This is a genomic window from Selenomonas sp. FOBRC9 (assembly GCF_000287655.1).
GTDB lineage: Bacteria > Bacillota > Negativicutes > Selenomonadales > Selenomonadaceae > Centipeda > Centipeda artemidis.
In genome coordinates this window covers 1-20,025 of sequence record NZ_ALJR01000010.1, presented here as the reverse complement: position 1 = coordinate 20,025, position 20,025 = coordinate 1, and the positions used below count along the sequence as shown (strand labels likewise).

Here is a 20,025-nt window from a genome sequence, read left to right as displayed (position 1 = left end):
GCACATGGGGCGGGCATGCACAGTCTGCGGCAGCGCGGCGCCCCTATCGAACCTATGATATTTATGGTATAATAACGCCGATATGATTGTGAAAATGGCTTCATTACGCCGGAGGAGGATACATCATGCAGAGTTTTACGTTTCAGAGTCCGACGGAGATCATCTTCGGGCGCGGGGCGGAGGATCGTGTGGCGGAGCGGCTGCGCGCACGCGGGGCGAGCCGCATTCTGATTCTCTACGGCGGCGGGAGCGTGGTGGAGTCGGGGCTGCTCTCGCGCATTGAGAAAAATCTGACGTCCGCGGGTCTGGCGTTTCTCGTCATCGGCGGGGTGCGTCCCAATCCGCGCGTCTCCCTCGTACGTGAGGCGATTCGCGAAGGCATCGCGGCACAGGCAAATTTCGTCCTCGGTGTAGGCGGCGGCTCTGTCATTGACTCGGCGAAGGCGGTTGCACACGGGATTGCGAACCCAACCGTGGATATTTGGGATATTTGGACGCACAAGGTCGAGATCGAGCAGACCATACCCATCGGCACGGTGCTGACCATCCCGGCGGCGGGCAGCGAGGTCAGCGACTCGGCGGTGCTGACGAACGAGGATACGGGGCGCAAGCTCGGGCTCAATACGCCGCTGAACCGCCCGCTCATTTCCTTTCTGAACCCGGAACTGGCATTTACGCTGCCGCGCGCGCAGATCTCCGCGGGGGCGGCGGACATCATGATGCACACGATGGAGCGGTATTTTACCAATGTGAAGGAGCCGAACGTCTTCACTGACCGCGTGGCAGAGGCGCTGATCCGGACGGTGATGGAGTGTGCGGAGCGCCTGCTCATCTCGCGCAAGGACTACGACGCGATGAGCGAGCTCATGTGGTGCGGGAGCGTGTCGCACAGCGGATTTACGGAGCTCGGGCGGTGCAAGGATTTCTCCGTGCATAAACTGGGGCATGAGCTCTCGGCGCGGTTTGATTCGACGCACGGGGCGACGCTGACGGCGCTTTGGCCGTCGTGGGCACGGCATGTTTATAAATATGACGCGCCGCGCTTTGCGCAGTTTGCCGCTGCGATCTTTGGCGTCAATGCGGGGACGGACGAAGAGCGTGCGCGTGCGGGCATCCGGCACATGGAGGAGTTTTTCACATCGATCGAGATGCCGACAAGCCTTGCGGGGCTTGGTATCGGCACGCCGGGCAAAGGGACGATTGAGGAACTGGCGCGCGCAGCGACGGCAAACGATACGATCCGCCTTGGATGCTTCCACCCGCTGAACGCGGCGGACGCGGCGGCAATCTATACGGCGGCGAATCACTGAGACGGGGCGCCGCTGGGTGTGCGGCAGCCGGCGCGCTTATCCCTGTGGTTCTAAAGAAAAAGTTGAGGCGCAGCCCGTTCGAAGACCAAAACCACCGCAAGAGCGTATACTTTGCGGTGGTTTTTGATTGTATAATTTACAAAAGCCCGTGCATGTTGGTATAATAGCACAAAGAAAGGAGCCTCTTGCTATGGTTCTGCCGGACGATTATCTAGACGACCTCATGGTACGCATGGCACACCACTCCACTGCCATCGAAGGGAACTCTCTGACGCAGGGGGAAACCAAAAGCGTCCTGATCGACGCCTATATTCCGCGCGCGATGAATGTGCGCGAACTCAACGAGGTGTTGAACTATAAGCGGTTCATGCCCGTTTTGCTTGAGATGCTCGAAGAGCATTCCCCTGTTGATGTGATGCTCATTCGCCGCATTCATGGGATCCTATGCGAGAATGCGATCGAGGGCGTGCCCGGCGCATTCAAAACGGTGCAGAACATGATTGTCGGCGCAGACTTTACACCGACGCCGCCCTATCTCGTGCCAATGCAGCTGCAAGATTGGGCGTCCAATCTCGAGACGCAGATGATATGCGCCGTGACCGATGCAGAGCGCATCGAGGCGATCTGCCGGCAGCATATCGCTTTTGAGCGGATTCATCCCTTCTCGGACGGCAACGGCCGCACGGGGCGCGCGTTAATGGTATATTCCTGTCTGCGCGCCGAACTCCCGCCCGTCGTTGTTCCCGTGGAGAAAAAGCCCGCCTATATCAGCTGCCTCAATACGGAAGATCTGCCCGCTTTTGCCGCATTTGCGAACCGGCTGATAGAGGAAGAACGTGCGCGGATGCGTCTGTTCTCATAAATGCGCCCTGCCGGCGCATCGATATGTGTAAACCTGCCGCCTTGCGGCACCGAAGAAAGAAAGGTCGATGTCCGTATGGTCGAAGGAGGACGCCGCGCGGCGTTCATGCAGGGGATACACGACGGGGTGCCGATTGCGCTCGGGTATTTCGTGGTCTCGTTCACGCTCGGGATTCTCGCGGGGACGGCGGGGCTGAGTCCCGTGCAGGGGTTCGTGGCGAGCTGGCTGAACTTCGCCTCGGCGGGCGAGTACGCGGGGTTTACCTCCATCGCGGCGCATGTGCCGTATGCGGAGATCGCGGCGCTGACGCTCGTCGCGAACATCCGCTACATGCTGATGTCGGCGGCGCTCTCACAGCGGTTCGCGCCCGATACGCCGTTCCTCCACCGTCTGGCGGTGACGCTTGGCGTGTCGGATGAGATCTTTGGCATTACCGTTGCGCGCGGCGGCTGTGTGGAGCCGTTCTACAACTACGGTGCGCTCGCGATCTCTCTGCCCGCGTGGTCGGTCGGCACCGCGCTCGGCGTCGCGGCAGGAGACGTGCTCCCGGCGGCGGCGCTCTCTGCGCTCTCGGTCGCGCTGTACGGGATGTTCATTTGGGTCGTCATTCCGCCGGCACGAACGAGCCGGATCATCGGGGGGCTCGTGCTTACGAGTTTCCTCCTGTCCTTTGCGGCGGCACATGCGCCGCTCGTCTCCGCGCTCTCGGGCGGCACGCGGACGATCATCCTGACGCTCCTCATTGCGGGGGCGGCGGCGGCGCTCTTCCCGGTGCGCGGGGAGGAGGACGGCGATGCATGACATTTGGAGCTATATCGCGGTGATGTCCGCCGTGACGATTGCCATCCGCCTGACGCCTGCACTTCTCCTGCGGCGGGAGATAAAAAATGTGTTCGTGCGATCGTTCCTCTACTACGTTCCGTATGTGACGCTCGCTGTGATGACGTTCCCCGCGATCATGGAGACGACGCGCATCCCCGCGGCGGGGGCGGCGGCGTTCGCGTTCTCACTCTATCTCGCGTGGAACGGGGCAAGTCTCTTTCGCGTGGCGGCGGGGGCGTCGGCGACGGTGTTTCTCGTGGAGCTGCTTTTCTTTACATAATGTTTGGGATTCGTATTTGCCATTTTTTGGGCAGTGTTATATAATTGTGTGAATATTTACATGAGAAAGGGGAGTTCTCATGGAGTTTGACTGTTGGACGGGCATCCTCGTCGAGGGAAAACCGTACACAATCGTGGAGAAAATCCGATATAAGGAAAAAGAGACTGATGACCGCTGGACGGAATACGGTCTCGCCGCGGAGGGCGAAGAAAAACGTTTATGGCTCACCGTCGAGGGGGATAATCTTTCATGTACGCTCAGCCGGACGGTGCATCGGTCGACGGCGCCGCAGGGCTACGGTCTCCGGGACAAGGGGGAGCAGATCGTCACGGGCGTGTGGGGCGACACGGATGCCTCCGTCGGGGATAGGGCGTCCTACCGCCAATATCGGCATGAGGACGGGAAGCGTCTCTTTTTCATCGAGTGCTGGAAGGGCGGCGAGCAGGATTCTGCCGAGGGACACAGCGTACAGCCGAGTGACATCGCACTCGATCCCGCGGTCTCTGAGACGCGCGTCGGCGCGATGAAGTGGTCGGCGCGAAAGAAGCGGTTCATGAACGGGCTGTCACAGGGCGTTACCGTTCTCGGTGTGGGGCTGTTCTTCTTCTTCATGATCGACGAGATGCCCGATATGAGCACATGGCACGATCTGCGCCGTCTCGTGGGGATGCCCTATGCGGCGGAGGAGCGCGTCGGGGATGCGCCGTACGCATCCAAGGAAATCTCCGCCGAGGGCGGCGCGCGTGCCTACGAGGTGCAGACGGATGCGGGCACGGCGACGCTCGACCTCATCGAGGGACTGGACGGGAACGTCATGGATGGGTATACGGAGCCGGAGCTAGAGGATCCACCGTTCGTTCTGCGTACGAAGGCGGAGGAGGTGCGTATCACCGCCGCATCTGCGGGGACGGCTCACATCGCCATACTGCCGCACTACGTCGACGATGCGTCCGCACAGAACCGGCTCAAACGGAACTATACGCTTGCGCGCTATGCGGAGGTTGTCCGTACAGGAGATGTACGTGGTCGTTCCGTTGTCGTGCGGCAGTAGTAGCCCGGGAGAAGATAGGAGCGTTCGTTATGATCGATTTGTCCGTTCTTATGCTGTCTGTGTTTTATGCCATGTTCGGCATTCTCTTGATGATTGTCTCGAACATCGTCATTGATTTTTTTATCCCCGGGGACTTTTCGGAGGAGATTCGGCGCGGCAACCGCGCGGTCGCGTGGCTCTCGGCAGGCTCGTTCATCGGCATCGGCGAGATCCTGCGCGCGGTCATCGTCACGCCCGTCTATGACGCTGTGCCGCTCGATTTCGTGAGCGGCGTCACGGCGAGCGTCGTCTATGCGTGCGTCGGCATCGTCTTTTTCATCCTCGGGTTCTTCATCATCAATGTGTGGCATCGGAAGTATGAGCTGTCCGCCGAGATCATGCGCGGCAACACGGCGGCGGGGATCTTCGTCTTCGGTATTTTTGTCGGGCTCTCGCTCGTCATCAGCGGCGCGGTACACTAACGGGGCATGCCATGGAGAATGCAGGACGAAAGGCAAAAATTCTCGCTGCCGTATTCGCATCGGTCGCGGCGCTCGGTGCGGGGTATTACTATCGCAACGACATTGTATATGAGCTGTGCGAGGTCGTACACCCTGCGTGGAACGCGGGCGAGCAGCGGCTCTCGGATGCCTATGGGCGGCGCTTCACGCTGATGAACGGCGGCGACGGCACGGAGACCGCGCTCTATGACGACGATACGGTGGTGACGTTCCGCCGGGACGAGGCGGGCAATCTGATCTGGGAGTACGGCACGGCAAGCCTGCTCGCGCCGATTGCCGCGAACTATTTTGCGTTCCACGGGATCGCGTACCCGGGCGGCGCGATGGATGTGAGCGCGATGACCTATCGCCCGAACGGAGCGCTAGAGGCTCTGCCCGCGCCGCCGCCCGTGTCCAAGGGGGTGTCCAACTACCACGGCGGCGCGGGACGCGGCTACTGGGGACGCAGCGGAACGAACTACGACGGAAAAAAGAGCGATAATGTCAAGCAGCTAACGCGAAAATCCGGCTTTGGACGCGCGGGCGTGCGCTCGTCCGGGCACGGTTCGTGAGGAATCTATGATGAGTGCATCCGCAACCTATATCGATCGGCTCGATCCTCGTATTTTCACGTATATTCAGTACGGTGACTATGCGGATCGCTACCCCGCACATACGGCGCAGGCGTTTCCCGACTCCTTTTATGAGGAGCTGCGCGCGGCGTCCCGGGGGCTTTTTCATGTGTTTTGCAAGGCGGCGGCGGTGTTCCGCGATGCGCCCGACGACTTCGCGCGCGCGATGGACATGCCCGAGGAGCTGCTGCCCTATCTGCGCATGCCGAACGTGTTCGGGCTGCCGACATGGCTCGCGCGGCTTGACTATGTGCTCGACGAGACGGGGCGCATCCGCATGGTGGAGATCAACGCGGACACGCCCTGTTTCATCATCGAGAGCTACTATGCGAACGCCGTTGCGGCGGAATATTTCAGGAAAGGCGATCCGAACGCGGGCGCGCTCGCGCAGCTGCGCGTCTTTCTCTCGCATGTGTGGGAGCGATGCGTCGGCGGCGCGGATGAGGACGCGCCCTTCGTGTTCTCCTGTTTTGACGACTATCCCGAAGATCTCGCGACCACCCTGTTTTTGCAGCGGCTCATGCGGGAGGGGCATCCGCAGGCGGACATCCGCTTCCTCTCGTTCTACGACATGGAGATCGATGCGGAGGGCATCCCCCTGCCGGACGATGCATATACGGGAGCACTCTACCGACTGCATCCGATGGAGATCCTGATTGACGAGCGGACGGATGAGGACGAGCCGCTCGGCGCGATGTTCCTCGATCTTTATAAGGAAGGAAAGTTCGCGATGATGAACCCGCCCGAGGCGATCGTTTTGCAGAACAAATCCTTTATGGCACTCGTTCATGCCCTCGCCGCGGAGCGCAAATTCTTCTCCGCGGAGGAATGCGCGCTCATCGGGCGGTATCTCGTCCCATCCTATTTCGAGGACGACTTCGGCGCGCTCGCGGACGGAGCGTATATCCGCAAGGAGATCTGGGGGCGCGAAGGACGGAACGTCCGCGTCGTACAAAAAAACGGCAGTCAAACGCGGACTGCCGTTGAAAAATACGTCGAGAACTATGATGAGATCGTCTGCCGCACGAGCCGCAAGGCGATGTATCAGGACTTCATCCGTCAACCGCAGGTTCGGCATACCGTTGATTCGGGGACGAAAGACGGGTACCTCACGCTCTCCTGTTTTATGCTGCTGGGCGAGCCGTCGGCGGTCGGCGCGCGCTTCTCGCCGGAGGAAATCGCTGGCACGGAGGCGTATTTTGTGCCCCTTGTATGCACGAAGTAAGAGGAAATTGCGACTTCCAATATGCGAAAATATGTGCTATAATGCTTATAAGTGACAGACGAGGTTCGGCCTCCCGCGGGAGGTGATGCGCATGACGCTGTATGAGAAGCTTTCGCTCGCGATCGCCGCTCTGACGCTGATTGTCAGCATTATATCTGTTCTAGTGCGTCCATGACGCAATAGAAAAAGAACCGTCCACGGTTCATGTCGGCTCTTCTTCAAGAAACAAAAATTTTGGGGAGTGACCGACGGAACTACTCGGCTGTCACTCTTTTTATGCCATTATTATACGGTTCCACACAAAAAATGTCAAGCACACTTCTGTTCTACGAAACTATGTGCTACAATATTTGCAGGTGGCAGACGAGGTTCGGGCCTCCCGCGGGAGGTGATGCGCATGACGCTGTATGAGAAGCTTTCGCTTGCGATCGCTGCTCTGACGCTGATTGTCAGCATTATATCTGTTCTAGTGCGTCCGTGACGCAATAGAAAAAGAACCGTCCACGCGGTTCATGTCGGCTCTTCTTCAATCCTAAAAAATTTGGGGAGTGACCGACGGTACCACTCGGCTGTCACTCTTTTTGTGTCTTCATTATACGTTTCTCAATACAAATTGTCAAGTCTGGGTGCGCCGCTCGAGCATATTCCCGATGAGGAAAAACGCGAGCGAGACGGTAATGCCGACGGCGATGGGATGCAGACCGAGCGGACGAAAGCCCACCGCCATCGCGACGCAGTAGACGAGCGTCCCGCCGCCCATGGCACAGAGCGCACCCGTGCGCGTCGCCCACGTCGTAAAAAGACCAAAGACAAGCACCCAGAAAAACGCCGTCTCAAGCCCACCGAACGCGAACATATTGATGAGCCAGATGAGCGACGGCGGCGCGATGGCGAGAATGAACACAATAATGCCCAGCGCGGCGGTAATGCCCATGGAGAGACGGCGCAGCGTCTTTTCCGGGACGAACCGACCGCGTTTTTGCATGTGATGGAGATAGACATCCTTCACCACCGCGGAGGACGCCACGATGAGCACGCCCGAGATCGTTGAGATGGACGCCGCGAGCGGGCCGATGATCGCAAAACCGAGCAGCGCGGGCGGCATCACCGACGCCATCAGCTGCGGGATCACACTGTCCACGCCGCCGAGTTCCTTTGCCGGAACCATGAGCACACCGCGCCCGAGCACACCGACGAGGTTCACCGCGATGTTCATAAAGGAAATCACGATCGTCCCGATGATCATCGCCCGGTTCATATCACCGCTGCTCCGATAGCTGATCGAGCGCACCACCGACTGCGGCAGCGCGATCGTCAGCGCGCCCACGAGCAGCCACTGTGAAATGTAGAGCGACACCGGCATATGCCCCGCTGACGTCGGCGTCAGCATCTCCGGATGCGCCGTGCGCAGCGTCTCCATGATCGCCGCAAGCCCCCCGCCTGCATCGAGTACATAGTAAAAGAGCAGCACGATCCCCGCCATCATCACCAGCGCACAGCAAGTATCCGTCAGTGCAACGGCACGGAATCCGCCGATCGACGTATAGACAACGACCACCACACCGAAGAGAATCAGCCCCAGCTCGTAGCTGTATCCCGTCACCGCCGCAAAGAGCTGTGCCCCGCCGACGAACTGCGCCACCATCGACGCCGCAAAGAACAGCACAATCGCAAATGCCGCCAGCGCCGCGAGCGCGTCCGAACGGTAGCGGTGCCGGATGATGTCCACGATCGTCACCGCGTGAATGCGGCGGGCAAGGCGCGCCACCTTTTTCCCGAAAATGCCGAGCACGAGGAAAATCGTCACCGCCTGAATGACCGCCATATAGATCCAGCCGAAGCCGATCTCGTACGCCATCCCGGGACCCCCAACGAACGAACTCACAGAGCTGTACGTCGCGACCATCGTCATCGCGAGCACGAACGATCCGAGCGACTGCCCCCCCACGAAGTAGCCCGAGAGGAAGCCGCCCGCACCTTCATGTCGCCGCACATAGATGCCGAGCGCGAGCATAAAGACCATAAAAAAGAGCAGCGGCAGCAGCACATAGAGCGTATTCATCGCTGCGCCCCCTCTCCGTGCGACTCAAAGGGCACATCCTCCGCCGTGCGCGCAAGATAGAACGCGAGCAGGGCCCCCACCACCATCACGCCGACTGTCGACGTGATCGCCCAGAGCGGGAATCCCGCGACCCAAATATCCGCATCCGCCAGCCCAAAGCCCAGCAGCACCCACAGCACCGCGAACACAGCACCTGCTGCTGCGGTACGCCTCGCCTCACGCGCGATAGCGTCCGCACATCTCTCTTCGGTTGTCATAAACTCCTCCTCAAAACACGCGCCGTCGAACGCAGAACAACATGCTGTCCGCGGCAGTTTCCAATAAAATATACCGCATTATCCTACCATAAGTTGATATAGTGTGCAAATTTTTTCTGAATTCGACGTAGGTCTTTAACTACGCCTTCGCTTGGATTCTCCTCATGCCTAGCTATGCATCAAAGCTTGCACGCCGCGTAGGTTGCGGTGGGGAGACACGGAATTTTCGCGCCTAGCGTTGTCATTTTCGTCGAACGCTTCGTCGACGTAGGTTTTGGCTGCGCCTTTATTCCTAGCTATGCATCGAAACGTCCGTGTCATTCGGCTGCAAAATCAAATATCATAGATCGAAAAGAACCGGAAACGTTCCTCGTTTCACGGTTCTTTTTATTGTTTCTATAAAATTCTCATGACATTTGTTAAATTTCTTAAAGTATGGGATTGATTTAAATATATAAATCATATAAAATGGATAGCATTAAATGTCGGGGACAGGTACGCTGTGGGACGCACCCGATTGTTGTGTAGAAATGGAAATGAAAAGGAAGGGATGTATTTTGGGAATCAAGCAAAAACTGCTTCTCATGGGAACCCTCATGGTGCTGCTCGTTATTGCGATCTGCGGCATCGGCTACTACCGCGCACAGGAAGCGCTCGTGGAGAGTACCTCCGGCGAGATCAACGCGCTCCTGCACGTTGAATCGGAGAAACTCGACAGCTGGATCTCGAAAAAACTCCAGCGCACCGAGAGTCTGGCGAACCTCCTCACCGCCATGGGCGACAATCCCGTCGTCATGAACCGTGAGATCGTCAGCCTCGCCGCCGGCGACAAAGATCTCATCGACCTCGCCTACGGCGCCGAGGACGGGCGCTTCATCAGCTGGGTCGACGGCAACATCACCGGAGAGTTTGACCCGCTGAACCGCCCTTGGTATCTTGAGGCAAAGACCAAGAGCGCACCGTTCTTCACATCCGTTTACGTGGACAACTCCACGAAGAAACCCATCATCTCCGCCGTCGCTCCCTACAGCATCGACGGCACGTTCCGCGGCGCCGTTCTCTCGGACATCTCGCTTGACGCCCTCGCGGAACACATCAAATCCGTCAAATACCAAGGTACCGGAGCGAGCATCGTCGTCGACCCGAGCGGGCTGATCATTGCGTCCTCCGAAGGGCAGGCACTGCACAAGGTCGACGAGAACGAAGTCCTCAAAGTACGCTTCCCGGAGATGCTGCAAAATAAAAATGGCTACTTTATTATGGAAAAAGACGGGCAGTCGCAGATCATCGCGTACGCCACCGTCCCATCGACCGGCTGGGTCGTCAGCATCGCCGTCCCGGAGAGCGTCGCCTTTGCGCAGCTTGCCGGGCTCAAGACCACCTACACGGTCATGAGCATCATCGGCATCCTGCTCGTTGCGGGCATCCTCTTCGCCCTCCTGCGCTTCGCATCGTCCATTACCGGAGCGACCGAGCGCCTCATGCACCACGTCGGACTGCTCGCAAAGGGCGAGCTGAACCTCCCCGATCTGCCTGTTGTCTCGCAGGATGAGCTCGGGCGCCTTGCTGAGAACTTCAACAGTATGGTCAAAAATATCAAGGCGCTCATCAAGCAGGTTGCCGGAACCGCCGAGCAGCTCGCCGCCGCAAGCGAAGAGCTCACCGCAGGCGCGCAGCAGATGGCGGAATCCGCCACCGCCGTCGCCTCCACCGTCATTGAGGTCGCGGGCGGTACGGATCGCCAGCTCGAGAGCCTTGCGGGCGCAAAGAAGACCATCGGTATCGTCATGGGCGACGTCACGCGCATGAGCGAAAAAGCGGAAAAGGTCGCCGCCGGCTCCGCCTCCACCGCGGATGCTGCCGCCCGGGGCGAAACCCTCATGAACGAAGCCATGACAAAGATGAGCGGCATCGAGCAGAGCGTCCTGCGATCCGCCGAGGTTGTCGAAAAACTCGGCGAGAGTTCCAAGCAGATCGGCGAGATCGTCGAATCCATCTCTGCCATCGCAGAGCAGACCAACCTCCTCGCCCTCAACGCCGCTATTGAGGCGGCGCGCGCAGGGGAGTCGGGGCGCGGCTTTGCAGTCGTCGCCGAAGAGGTGCGCAAGCTCGCCGAGGGGGCACGTGAAGCCGCCGAGCAGATCAAAGAGCGCATCTCCGTCGTCCAGCACGATACCGCCGAAGCAGTTACCGCCATGCAGAGCGGCACCGCCGAGGTGCAGTCGGGTTCCGCTGCCATCCGCGACGTTGGGGCGCAGTTCGAGGACATCATGCGTATGGTCGATGAGATCAACACGCAGATGACTGAGATGAACAGCGCCATTCACACCGTCGAGACAGGCATGGACGACATTGTCGGATCTGCGACCATGGTCAACGAAATCACCGAGCAGACCGCCGACCATATGCAGAGCATCTCCAGCTCGTCCGAGTCGCAGTCCGCCTCGAGCCAGGAGATCGCAAGCGCATCGCAGAGTTTGGCGATGCTCGCGACGGACTTGCAGAATACCACGAATAAGTTCAAATTCTAATCGGGTTCGATTAAATATTGGTTCCGCAAAGGCATGCCGGGGATTTCCCGCCGTGCCTTTTTTTGCGCGCATATCCGATGGCTTCGAATCATTTTCTCACAGATATCTCGGTAAATTTTCTCTAAATATGCATAAGGGCTTGATTAACCCGCGAGAATTATATAGAATAAAAAAGGAACGCGATAGAGTCGGGGGACTCTGATAGAGTGATTCCATATTTTTTGAAGGAAGGAATATATTGTGGGGATCAAACAAAAACTTCTGCTGACGGGAATTCTCATGGCGGTACTTGTCGTTGCGATTTGTGGCATCGGTTATTTCAAGGCGAAAAGCGCGCTCGAAAATAGCATCTCCGGCGAGATCAAGGCGACGTTGACCGTCGAGAGCGAAATGCTGAACGGCTGGCTGAACGAAAAAGGGCGTATCGCTCAAGCCACGGCAAACCTCCTCACCGAATATGCGGGCAGACCTGAGCAGTTTGACCAAAGCATGCTTAGTCTCGGCGCAGACGATAAGGATGTGCTTAACATCATTCACGGTGCGGAAAGCGGCAGGTACATCCGCTGGACGACGGGCGATGCCACGGGACAGGTCAATCCACACGAACGCCCGTGGTACAACGAAGCCAAGGCAATTGGAAAACAGGGATTTACCAAGGCATATGAAGACCTCAATACCAAAAAGATCCTTGTCTCGGCAATCGCTCCATACAATGATAAAAATAATACGGTCGCGGGTGTTGTCTGCGTCGACATTTCGCTTGCTCCGCTCGCCGAACATATCAAGAATCTCAAATATCACGGGCAGGGACAGGCCGAGATCGTCGATCCGAGCGGTATCATCCTCGCCTCCTCCGAAGGGCAGGAAATGCAGCGCTTCGACCAAAATGAGGTTCTGAAAGCGCGTTTTCCTGAGATGCTGCAAAAGAAAGCCGATTACTTTACAATGGAAGAGAACGGTGAGGAGCAGATTATCGCCTATGCCACCGTCCCTGTAAACGGTTGGATCGTCGTCGTTTCCGTACCGGAATCCATTGCTTTTGCCGAGTTGAACAGCCTCAAACTGACCTACGCCGTGATGAGCATCATCGGTATCGTGCTTGTCGGCATCATTATTTTCGTGCTTCTGCGCTTTGCGTCTACCATCACGGGGGCGACCGATCGCCTCATGCACCATGTCAGTGCATTGGCAGAGGGGAAACTGAACCTCCCGGATCTCCCCGTTACCTCCAAGGATGAACTCGGTCGGCTTGCATCGAACTTTAATACTATGATGAAAAATATCAACGGTCTCATCAAGCAAGTTGCCGGAACCGCCGAGCAACTCGCGGCGGCGAGCGAAGAGCTCACCGCGGGCGCGCATCAGATGGCCGAATCCGCAACAAATGTTGCCTCCACCGTTGTCGAGGTCGCGAGCGGTACACAACGGCAGCTTACGAACGTCTCCGGAGCAAAGGCCGGTGTCGAAACCGTATCCGGCGATATTCGCCGTATGACCGACGATGCGAAACAGGTTGCCGCCGGCTCCGCTGCGACTGCAGACGCAGCGCAAAAGGGCGAAGCTCTTATGAACGAGGCCATGGCGAAGATGGCGGGCATCGAGCAGAGCGTTCTGCATTCAGCCGAAGTCGTCGAGAAACTCGGCGAAAGCTCCAAGCAGATCGGCGAGATTGTTGACACGATCTCCGGTATCGCCGATCAGACCAACCTTCTTGCACTCAATGCAGCCATCGAAGCGGCACGCGCGGGAGAGACCGGACGCGGCTTTGCAGTCGTCGCAGAGGAAGTAAGAAAGCTTGCTGAACAGTCCCGTGAAGCCTCCGAACAGATCAAAGAGCGCATCGCCGGCGTCCAGCGCGATACCGCCGAAGCCGTCGCTGCGATGCAGAGCGGCACATCGGAAGTACAGGTAGGCACAGCCGCGATTCATGACGTCGGCGCGCAGTTCGAAAGCATCATGAAGATGGTCGATACGATCAACGGACAAATGGCACAGATCAACAACGCCATGCAGACCATATCGACGGGAGCCGAGGATATTGTTCATGCTGTCGACGATATCAATGAGATCAGTAAAACAACGGCGGATCACATGCAGAATATTTCCAGCTCCTCGGAATCGCAGTCCGCATCGAGTCAGGAGATCGCAAGCGCATCGCAGAGTCTGGCGACACTAGCGACGGATCTGCAAAATATCACGAATAAATTTAAGTTTTAGCAGCGACGCGCGACCTTAGCACATCGTTGTGTTACGATAAAAAGACCGCTCCCCATCGAGCGGTCTTTTTTGTATGCGGTCGATCGTATTTACTTTTTACACCGGCAGATCAGCGTGGGCGGGAAGTTCCGCAGGATGCGCTCGGCAAGCCGCCACGCGGCGACACCGAAGAAGATGCCGAGCGCGGCGCCGGCGATGACGTCGGTCGGGTAATGGACGAAGAGATACATCCGTGAGAACCCGATGAGCGCAGCGAGCGCAAGGAATACCGTGCCGATGCTGCGCCGCACGCCGCAGGCAAGCGCCGACGCCATTGCAAATGCGCCGAAGGTATGCCCCGACGGGAAGGAGTAATTCGTTGGACCGCCGTCCGCGAGCACGGTAACGAGTGGATATGTGACGCAGGGGCGCGCGCGCATGATGAGGTTTTTCAGCGCGAGATCGCCGACGACGAGGCAAAAGAGCAGTGCGAGGATGACGGCGATGCCGACGCGGCGGTATTTACGGGTGTAGATGAGCACTCCTGCGAGGAGGCACCAAATGATGCCGAGTCCGTGCAGATCGCCGAGCGACGAGGCGCCGATCATCCACGGGGTGAGCCACGGGTGTACGAGGTGGTTCTGTATCCAAAAGATTGCCGCCGTATCCGCCCCAAGAATCATGTCCATATGTGAAGCTTCCCTCGATTCTAATCATATGAAATGTAACTTTTTTGCCCAAAACGATACCCGCAGTGCGCCTGACGGTCGCCTGCGGGATCGCGGCGTTGCTCTTTAATTTTCGGTATCCGAGGGATTAGTCGTCAACGCGGCTCGAGAGCACATTGCCGGTCGCGGCGTCGATGCGGACTTTGTACTTCACCGTGCCGTCGGTGCAGGTGACGTTATAGACGGGCAGGAAAGCGGGGCGCGCGTCGGGCATGGCCATATGCGGGGCGGGTGCGGCGTCGTGCATCGGTGCAGGGACGCCGACGGGCGGCTGTGCGGCATCCGCAGGGGTGGTCTGCGGCGGCGCTGCGGGAGCTCCTGCCGGCTGCGGAGCGGGGGCATTTGCCGCCTGTGCGGCGATGCCGCGATCGCGCTGCGCCTCTACGAGGCGGAAGTAATCTTCGGGGGTGACGTCGCCGCGGTCACGGCGTTCTTTGTGTTTTTCTCCCTTTTCATGCTTTTTGTCCTTGTCGTGTTGATCGCGCTTGTCGTGCTTGTCGCGTTTCTCGTCACGGTCGGCGGCATTGGCGAGTTCCACGCGGCGGAAGGTCAGCGCGCTCTCGTCCTTTCCGATTGCCGCTGCGGCGATCGAGCGCGCCTCCGTCTCGGAGATGAGGCTGACGTTCTCGCGCTCTGCCTGTGCGGTGATCATCGCGCTCCGTGCGGCGGCCGCGGCGGTGCGATGCGCGATCTTTTGCTCGTGCATGTAGTACGATGCGCCGCCGGTGACGACTGCCGCGAGCACGAGGAGCGCGCCCAGTTTCTTCAGACGCGACTTCGTGACGATACCCGATGCTGCATTTTTGATGTTTTCCATTTCCATGATGTATTCCTCCTATATGATAATGACTTTGTTCCGGTCGGGCGGGATGTTCTCGCCCTGTCGATAGACATAGTATAGGAGAGAGGTATAAACAATTCGTAAACAAAGGAAAAAGAATGTCTAAATTCTTCGCTGCGGGTTGTTTTTGTACAAAAAACGCACCAATACGGTGCGGTATGTATTAAGTATAAAATCTCATGGAAAAATGGCGAGCATCAGACCGCCCGCCGCGATCAGGGCGATGGCGATGCCGTGCATGAGGCTGACGTGTTCGCCGAAAAATATCAGGGCGATGAGGACGGCAAAGACGACGCTGAGCTTATCGATGGGCGCGACTTGTGTGACGTCGCCGTCCTTGAGCGCGAGAAAGTAAAAGAGCCACGAGAGCGCGCCCGCAATGCCGCTGAGTGCGACGAAGAGAAGCGCCTTTTTATCGGCAAAGACCGTCGGCAGGTCGGCGGCATGGCCCTCTGCGAGCACGACGCCCACGAGGAAGACTGACATGATGACGGAGCGCACTGCCGTTGCGGCGCTTGTATCAAGCCCCGCAACGCCCATCTTGCCAAAGATGGAGACGAATGCCGCGCACAGTGCCGAGAGCAGCGCATAGAAAAGCCACGAGCTCATGGTGCATCCCCCTTTTGTTGCTTGATCCCCATGGTGTGAGTATAGCACGGTTCATCGTCAAATGCACGCATCCAAAAGCATTCCGTTGTTCCTCATAACGCCGATCCATTTTTTGATTGCCGGCCGGTGCAGCTGTTTGGCGGCGATCGACATATAGGTGCGCCAGCGCGGCGGCTGCGGGTCGCCGATGAGGGGGATCTCGCGCACCGAGCCCTCCGTGAGAAATGCCTGCGCCGTGGATCGTGTGACAATCGCCGTGCCGAGACCTTCTTTGACCAGCGCCATCAGCGCGGGCGTGCTGCTCATATAGCAGCCGGAAAACCGATTGGCCGGAATGATGCTGTCGAACCACTCGGAAAATGCCCCGCCCCAATCCTGCATGATCAAGTTCGTGATCGTGAGCCCTTTGACATGAATGCTCTCATATTCCGCCAGGGGATCCTTACGCCCGACCACAAAGACGAAGTCCTCGTCGACGCAGACCCAGCTGCGTATCCGACTGCTTTTTGGGAGGCGATAGCTGATCGCAACGTCGATCAGACCGTCCGCGAGCTGCTGCAAAATATCCGACAAATGCCCGATCGCGGCATGTACCGAGATCCGGGGATAGGCGCGCATAAAATCGACGTAGACCGGCAGCAGGAAATTACCGAGCGCGGAATTCACATTGCCGATCGCCAGCCGGTCGTCAAACGTCTCGATTGAGTTGATGTGCCAGCGTCCCTGCTCGCATCCGCCGCGGATAAGGTCGTCGTCCTGCACGAAAAGAAGCTGTACGCAGAGGGCGCTGTCGAGGACATCCTCACGGAGCGCATGTTCCGCGATGTGTACCGGATGAACGTAGAATTCTGCCGGACTGCCGCAGGGCATACGGTGACGGTTCCTCTTTCGCCCTGCGAGTAAGACTGCCGCAGGGAAGTATAAGGAGCGGGACATGAATCCGATCGCACGGTTCTTTGCACTCGAATCCCATTTGGATGCAGGTGAAAAACAGGGCAATATCCCGCCGGCAAAGGCGCTGTACCGGGATTATTGGCGCGTGGCATGGCCGACGGCGCTCGAGGGCATCTTTCTCAACCTCATTCTGCTCGCGGATCTCGTCATGGTCGGGAGCCTCGGCACGGTCGCCGTCGGGACGCACCACTACTGCATCATCCTGTGGGATCTCTACTATTATTTCGGGCTAGGAATGAGCACGGCAAGCGCGTCCTTTGCCGGGCGAAAGCTCGGGGAGAAACGCCGCGACCTCGCGCGTCTCTATATGAAAGCGGCGCAAAAGTCGGGGCTTATCGTCTCTCTCGTCGTCGCCGCCGCGCTCCTGCTGCTGCGCGGGACAATTTTTTCCGCAATGATTGCAGACGCGGACGCCGCCATGCTCGGCACGGGCATCCTCGCCATCGTCGCCGTTCTCATCGTGCCGCAGACGCAGGCGCAGGTGCTCGCGGGGACGCTGCGCGGGGCGGGGGACAACCGCTTCATCGCGCAGTATTCGCTCTTTGTCAGCGCGATTCTGCGTTCCTGCATCGCATATGTTTTAGCTTTTCCCCTCGGGATGGGGCTCTATGGGATATGGGGCGCGCTCCTGATCGACGAGGTGCTCAAGATGCTCTTGACAGAGTACCGCATCGGCAAAGGCATTTGGCTGACCAAAGAGCTCTGATACGCGAACCTGTTCTGCCATAGAAAAGAGCGCGGGCATTGCTGCCTGCGCTCTTTTCTATGTGTCGGGGATTGCAATATCATACCTTGAACTTGCCGACGAGCCCCTCAAGGTTCGCTGCGAGCTGCGCGAGGTTTTCGGCAGTGGCGGTGAACTCTTCGATGGAAGCGGTTTGCTGCTCGATGGCGGCGGCGGAGTCCTCGGAGAGACTCGCGATATGCGTGGCGCTCTTTGCAACGCCCTGTGTCGTTGTCTCCATGTCCTTTGTATCGGACGAAGTCGAGCGGCTGAGCGCACTGATCTCGGCAACGGCGTCGGCACTGGCGCGCGAGCTCTCCAAGATGGTGTCAAGAGCGCCCGTGAGCCCTTTCACGACGGCGATGATCTCATCAAGCTCGCGCACGAGCGTGTCGTTTGCCGTGCGTGTCTGCGTGACCTGACCGCGGATGTCGGCGATTTTTTTTGTCACCTCATCGGCGGCATTGCCGGAGTTCTCGGCAAGTTTGCGCACCTCTTCGGCGACGACGGCAAAGCCGCGTCCCGACTCTCCCGCGCGTGCGGCCTCGATGGCGGCGTTGAGGGCGAGGAGGTTGGTCTGCCCGGAGAGTTCCTTGATGATGTCGACGATCTGGTTGATGTCCTCGGCGTATTGGGTGAGCGTCCGGACATTTTCGTTCATCTCGTCAACGATGCCGCGCAGGCGATCCGTCTGCGCCGAGACATTGCTGACGTTCGTACGTCCCGCTTCCGCGTTCTCCTTCGATCCGACCGAGAGTTCGGACGAATGCTGCGCATAGTCGAGCATCTGCGTCATGTTGCCCGCAATCGCAGTGACCCGGTCGGCAAGCCCCTGCATGTCTGCATTCTGTGCGTTCGCGTCGCCCGCGACATCCGTAATGATGTGCGCGACATGTTCGACGGCACGGCTGCTTTCGCTGCTCGCCTGCGAGAGGTTCGTCGAGAGTGCGGAGACCTGCTCGGCGGCGTCCTGTGCGCCGCGCATGATGGTCTGTAAATTCGCGACAAATTTGTTGAAATACTGCACGATCTGCCCGATCTCATCGTCGCGCTCGGCGTGCATCCGCTGTGTGAGATCGCCGTCCCCCTCTGCGATATCCGCAAAAGAGTGCGTCAGCATGGCGAGCGGGCGCAGAATCTGTGTGAAAATGACGAAGAATGCGCCGCCCACGATGATGAGGGCGAGCAGGATGACGATCTCCTGTACGGTCTTGGAGGCGGCGATCTTTTCCTGACTTGCGGCGTCGTACGCCCCGACGAGCTTATTGACCTCGGCAACGTAGTCCGCGACGGAGGCGGCGACTTTGGCATCCGCCGCTGCGCGCGCCTCGGGGCTGTCCGCGTTCATTACGGCGGTGATCTGCGCGCGGTAGGCCTCCCAACGCGGTTTTACCGCATCGAGCTGCGCGCGTGCGGCGGGGTCTTCCGTCTTTGTGAGGTTCAGCGCAGGATCACCCGCATCGAGCCCCTTGAGGATCTTGTCGTACTGGGCGATAAATTCCTCAATATTTTTTCGGATCGTATCGGCGTCCGCGCCGTCCGCCGAGACAAGACGTGCGGAGAGCCACGAGAGCTGATACGCCTTCATGCGCAGCGACCCGGAGGCGTTCACCATCGGCGAGTCGCCCTTGAGCTCATCGAACGTGTGGAAGTTGAATCCCACGAGCGCAACGATGAAGACGAAGAGCGTGATGAGAATGGAGAGAAGTTTGACGCGGATAGACATTGCTTTCAGAACCTTTCTTGCATAACGTGAAGCTATTATGCCGGGGCAAAACATGCGCCCGATTCCTATTATACTTTTGTGATAATAGCACAGTAAAACATAAAATTCAAGTTGAAGCGTATGCGAGTGGTGTCGTCGGGGACACTTACGATCAAAAAATATAAAAACAGGGCTTTCTAATCGGCAATGCATTGTGCCGATCAAAAGCCCTGATTTGTATATGGGGTGTATATGGTTTCTCTCACTGATACGTCGCGAGGTACTCCGTCCACATCTCTTCGGGGACGAAGCCGCCGCCCGTCGCCCATGCAATCTGCGTTGCGTTCGCCAGGCGCGCGGGGGTGAGGTCGTGCGCCTTGCAGTATGCCGCGGCGTCCGGCAGGCGAAGGAGGTTCAGAGGCCCGACAAATGCGGCGCAGCTCGACGGCTCGATGCGGATGCCCTCGCTCGCGTCGAGAAGGCGCAGATAATCATAGAGTTTTGCATCGATGGCGGTGAAGATGCCCGCGACCTGATTCGTCATGAGACGCGTGACGAATCCCGAGGGACACGGCACGGCGAGCCCGTCCGCCTCGGTGCGCCCCGAGATGCCAAAATCGTGGACATTCACGCCCTCGAATGCCTGCGTCGCGATGCCGAGGAGGACGGAGGGGCAGGTCGCCGGCTCGACAAAGAACGCGTGCACATCGTCGCCGTAGATGCGGCGGAGTCCATAGGAGACGCCGCCCGGCGAGCC

19 protein-coding genes are annotated in these 20,025 nt (G+C 58.6%); 11 read left to right on the top strand and 8 right to left on the bottom strand.

Translation table 11 applies throughout. The annotated features are described in order from the left end of the window. The first annotated feature begins 125 nt into the window (after positions 1-125). The 8 genes from HMPREF1147_RS02515 to HMPREF1147_RS02480 all read left to right on the top strand — a co-directional run bounded on the left by HMPREF1147_RS02515 (position 126) and on the right by HMPREF1147_RS02480 (position 6,661). Positions 126-1,310, top strand: a complete 1,185-nt coding sequence (locus HMPREF1147_RS02515) for an iron-containing alcohol dehydrogenase (protein ID WP_009657565.1) — start codon at positions 126-128, stop codon at positions 1,308-1,310. A 190-nt stretch (positions 1,311-1,500) separates the two neighbouring features. Next, entirely contained in the window at positions 1,501-2,172 is a 672-nt protein-coding gene (locus tag HMPREF1147_RS02510) for a Fic family protein (protein ID WP_009657568.1), read from the top strand. A 75-nt stretch (positions 2,173-2,247) separates the two neighbouring features. After that, positions 2,248-2,973: an AzlC family ABC transporter permease gene (locus tag HMPREF1147_RS02505; protein WP_009657563.1), complete on the top strand. Its 726-nt coding sequence runs from the start codon at positions 2,248-2,250 to the stop codon at positions 2,971-2,973. After that, positions 2,966-3,274: an AzlD domain-containing protein gene (locus HMPREF1147_RS02500; protein WP_009657560.1), complete on the top strand. Its 309-nt coding sequence runs from the start codon at positions 2,966-2,968 to the stop codon at positions 3,272-3,274. Before HMPREF1147_RS02505 ends, HMPREF1147_RS02500 begins: the two co-directional genes overlap by 8 nt. A 79-nt stretch (positions 3,275-3,353) precedes the next feature. Then, positions 3,354-4,325: a DUF4178 domain-containing protein gene (locus HMPREF1147_RS02495; RefSeq protein ID WP_009657585.1), complete on the top strand. Its 972-nt coding sequence runs from the start codon at positions 3,354-3,356 to the stop codon at positions 4,323-4,325. Positions 4,326-4,354: 29 nt separating this feature from the next. Beyond that, positions 4,355-4,786 (top strand): DUF350 domain-containing protein, encoded by a 432-nt coding sequence (locus HMPREF1147_RS02490; protein WP_009657570.1) that lies wholly within the window; start codon positions 4,355-4,357, stop codon positions 4,784-4,786. Between the two features lie 11 nt (positions 4,787-4,797). Next, a complete protein-coding gene (locus HMPREF1147_RS02485) occupies positions 4,798-5,376 on the top strand; it encodes a hypothetical protein (protein ID WP_009350695.1) in 579 nt (192 codons plus the stop codon). A gap of 10 nt (positions 5,377-5,386) precedes the next feature. Further along, positions 5,387-6,661, top strand: coding sequence for a glutathionylspermidine synthase family protein (locus HMPREF1147_RS02480; RefSeq protein WP_009657561.1), 1,275 nt, complete (start codon positions 5,387-5,389; stop codon positions 6,659-6,661). Between the two features lie 616 nt (positions 6,662-7,277). Here HMPREF1147_RS02480 and panF read toward each other — a convergent pair. Then, positions 7,278-8,723 carry a sodium/pantothenate symporter gene (panF, locus tag HMPREF1147_RS02475; protein WP_009657584.1) on the bottom strand — a complete coding sequence of 482 codons (1,446 nt, stop codon included), beginning with the start codon at positions 8,721-8,723 and terminating at the stop codon, positions 7,278-7,280. Next, entirely contained in the window at positions 8,720-8,980 is a 261-nt protein-coding gene (locus HMPREF1147_RS02470; protein ID WP_009657581.1) for a DUF997 family protein, read from the bottom strand. The genes panF and HMPREF1147_RS02470 overlap by 4 nt, the downstream gene beginning before the upstream one ends. A gap of 557 nt (positions 8,981-9,537) precedes the next feature. Between HMPREF1147_RS02470 and HMPREF1147_RS02465 the strand changes: the two genes are divergently transcribed. Both HMPREF1147_RS02465 and HMPREF1147_RS02460 read left to right on the top strand, forming a co-directional pair. Beyond that, positions 9,538-11,511, top strand: a complete 1,974-nt coding sequence (locus HMPREF1147_RS02465) for a methyl-accepting chemotaxis protein (RefSeq protein WP_009657567.1) — start codon at positions 9,538-9,540, stop codon at positions 11,509-11,511. 240 nt (positions 11,512-11,751) lie between these two features. Beyond that, positions 11,752-13,728 (top strand): methyl-accepting chemotaxis protein, encoded by a 1,977-nt coding sequence (locus HMPREF1147_RS02460; protein WP_009657582.1) that lies wholly within the window; start codon positions 11,752-11,754, stop codon positions 13,726-13,728. 89 nt (positions 13,729-13,817) lie between these two features. Here HMPREF1147_RS02460 and HMPREF1147_RS02455 read toward each other — a convergent pair whose 3' ends face one another. The 4 genes from HMPREF1147_RS02455 to HMPREF1147_RS02440 all read right to left on the bottom strand — a co-directional run bounded on the left by HMPREF1147_RS02455 (position 13,818) and on the right by HMPREF1147_RS02440 (position 16,821). Continuing rightward, positions 13,818-14,396: a phosphatase PAP2 family protein gene (locus HMPREF1147_RS02455; protein WP_009438257.1), complete on the bottom strand. Its 579-nt coding sequence runs from the start codon at positions 14,394-14,396 to the stop codon at positions 13,818-13,820. 127 nt (positions 14,397-14,523) lie between these two features. Further along, positions 14,524-15,258 (bottom strand): PepSY domain-containing protein, encoded by a 735-nt coding sequence (locus HMPREF1147_RS02450; protein WP_009657576.1) that lies wholly within the window; start codon positions 15,256-15,258, stop codon positions 14,524-14,526. 195 nt (positions 15,259-15,453) lie between these two features. Then, on the bottom strand, positions 15,454-15,885 hold the full coding sequence (locus HMPREF1147_RS02445) for an EamA family transporter (RefSeq protein ID WP_009657562.1): 432 nt from the start codon (positions 15,883-15,885) through the stop codon (positions 15,454-15,456). A 57-nt stretch (positions 15,886-15,942) separates the two neighbouring features. Then, a complete protein-coding gene (locus HMPREF1147_RS02440; RefSeq protein ID WP_232208035.1) occupies positions 15,943-16,821 on the bottom strand; it encodes a substrate-binding domain-containing protein in 879 nt (292 codons plus the stop codon). Here HMPREF1147_RS02440 and HMPREF1147_RS02435 point away from each other — a divergent pair. Beyond that, positions 16,820-17,545: an MATE family efflux transporter gene (locus HMPREF1147_RS02435; RefSeq protein WP_009657564.1), complete on the top strand. Its 726-nt coding sequence runs from the start codon at positions 16,820-16,822 to the stop codon at positions 17,543-17,545. The two genes, HMPREF1147_RS02440 and HMPREF1147_RS02435, sit on opposite strands and share 2 nt — an antisense overlap. Before the next feature lie 79 nt (positions 17,546-17,624). On the opposite strand, the gene HMPREF1147_RS02430 is transcribed toward HMPREF1147_RS02435, so the two are convergent. After that, positions 17,625-19,289 (bottom strand): methyl-accepting chemotaxis protein, encoded by a 1,665-nt coding sequence (locus tag HMPREF1147_RS02430; protein WP_009657579.1) that lies wholly within the window; start codon positions 19,287-19,289, stop codon positions 17,625-17,627. A gap of 241 nt (positions 19,290-19,530) precedes the next feature. Further along, positions 19,531-20,025: pyridoxal-phosphate dependent enzyme (locus HMPREF1147_RS02425; RefSeq protein ID WP_009657578.1), on the bottom strand; the 495-nt coding region annotated here is incomplete at its 5' end.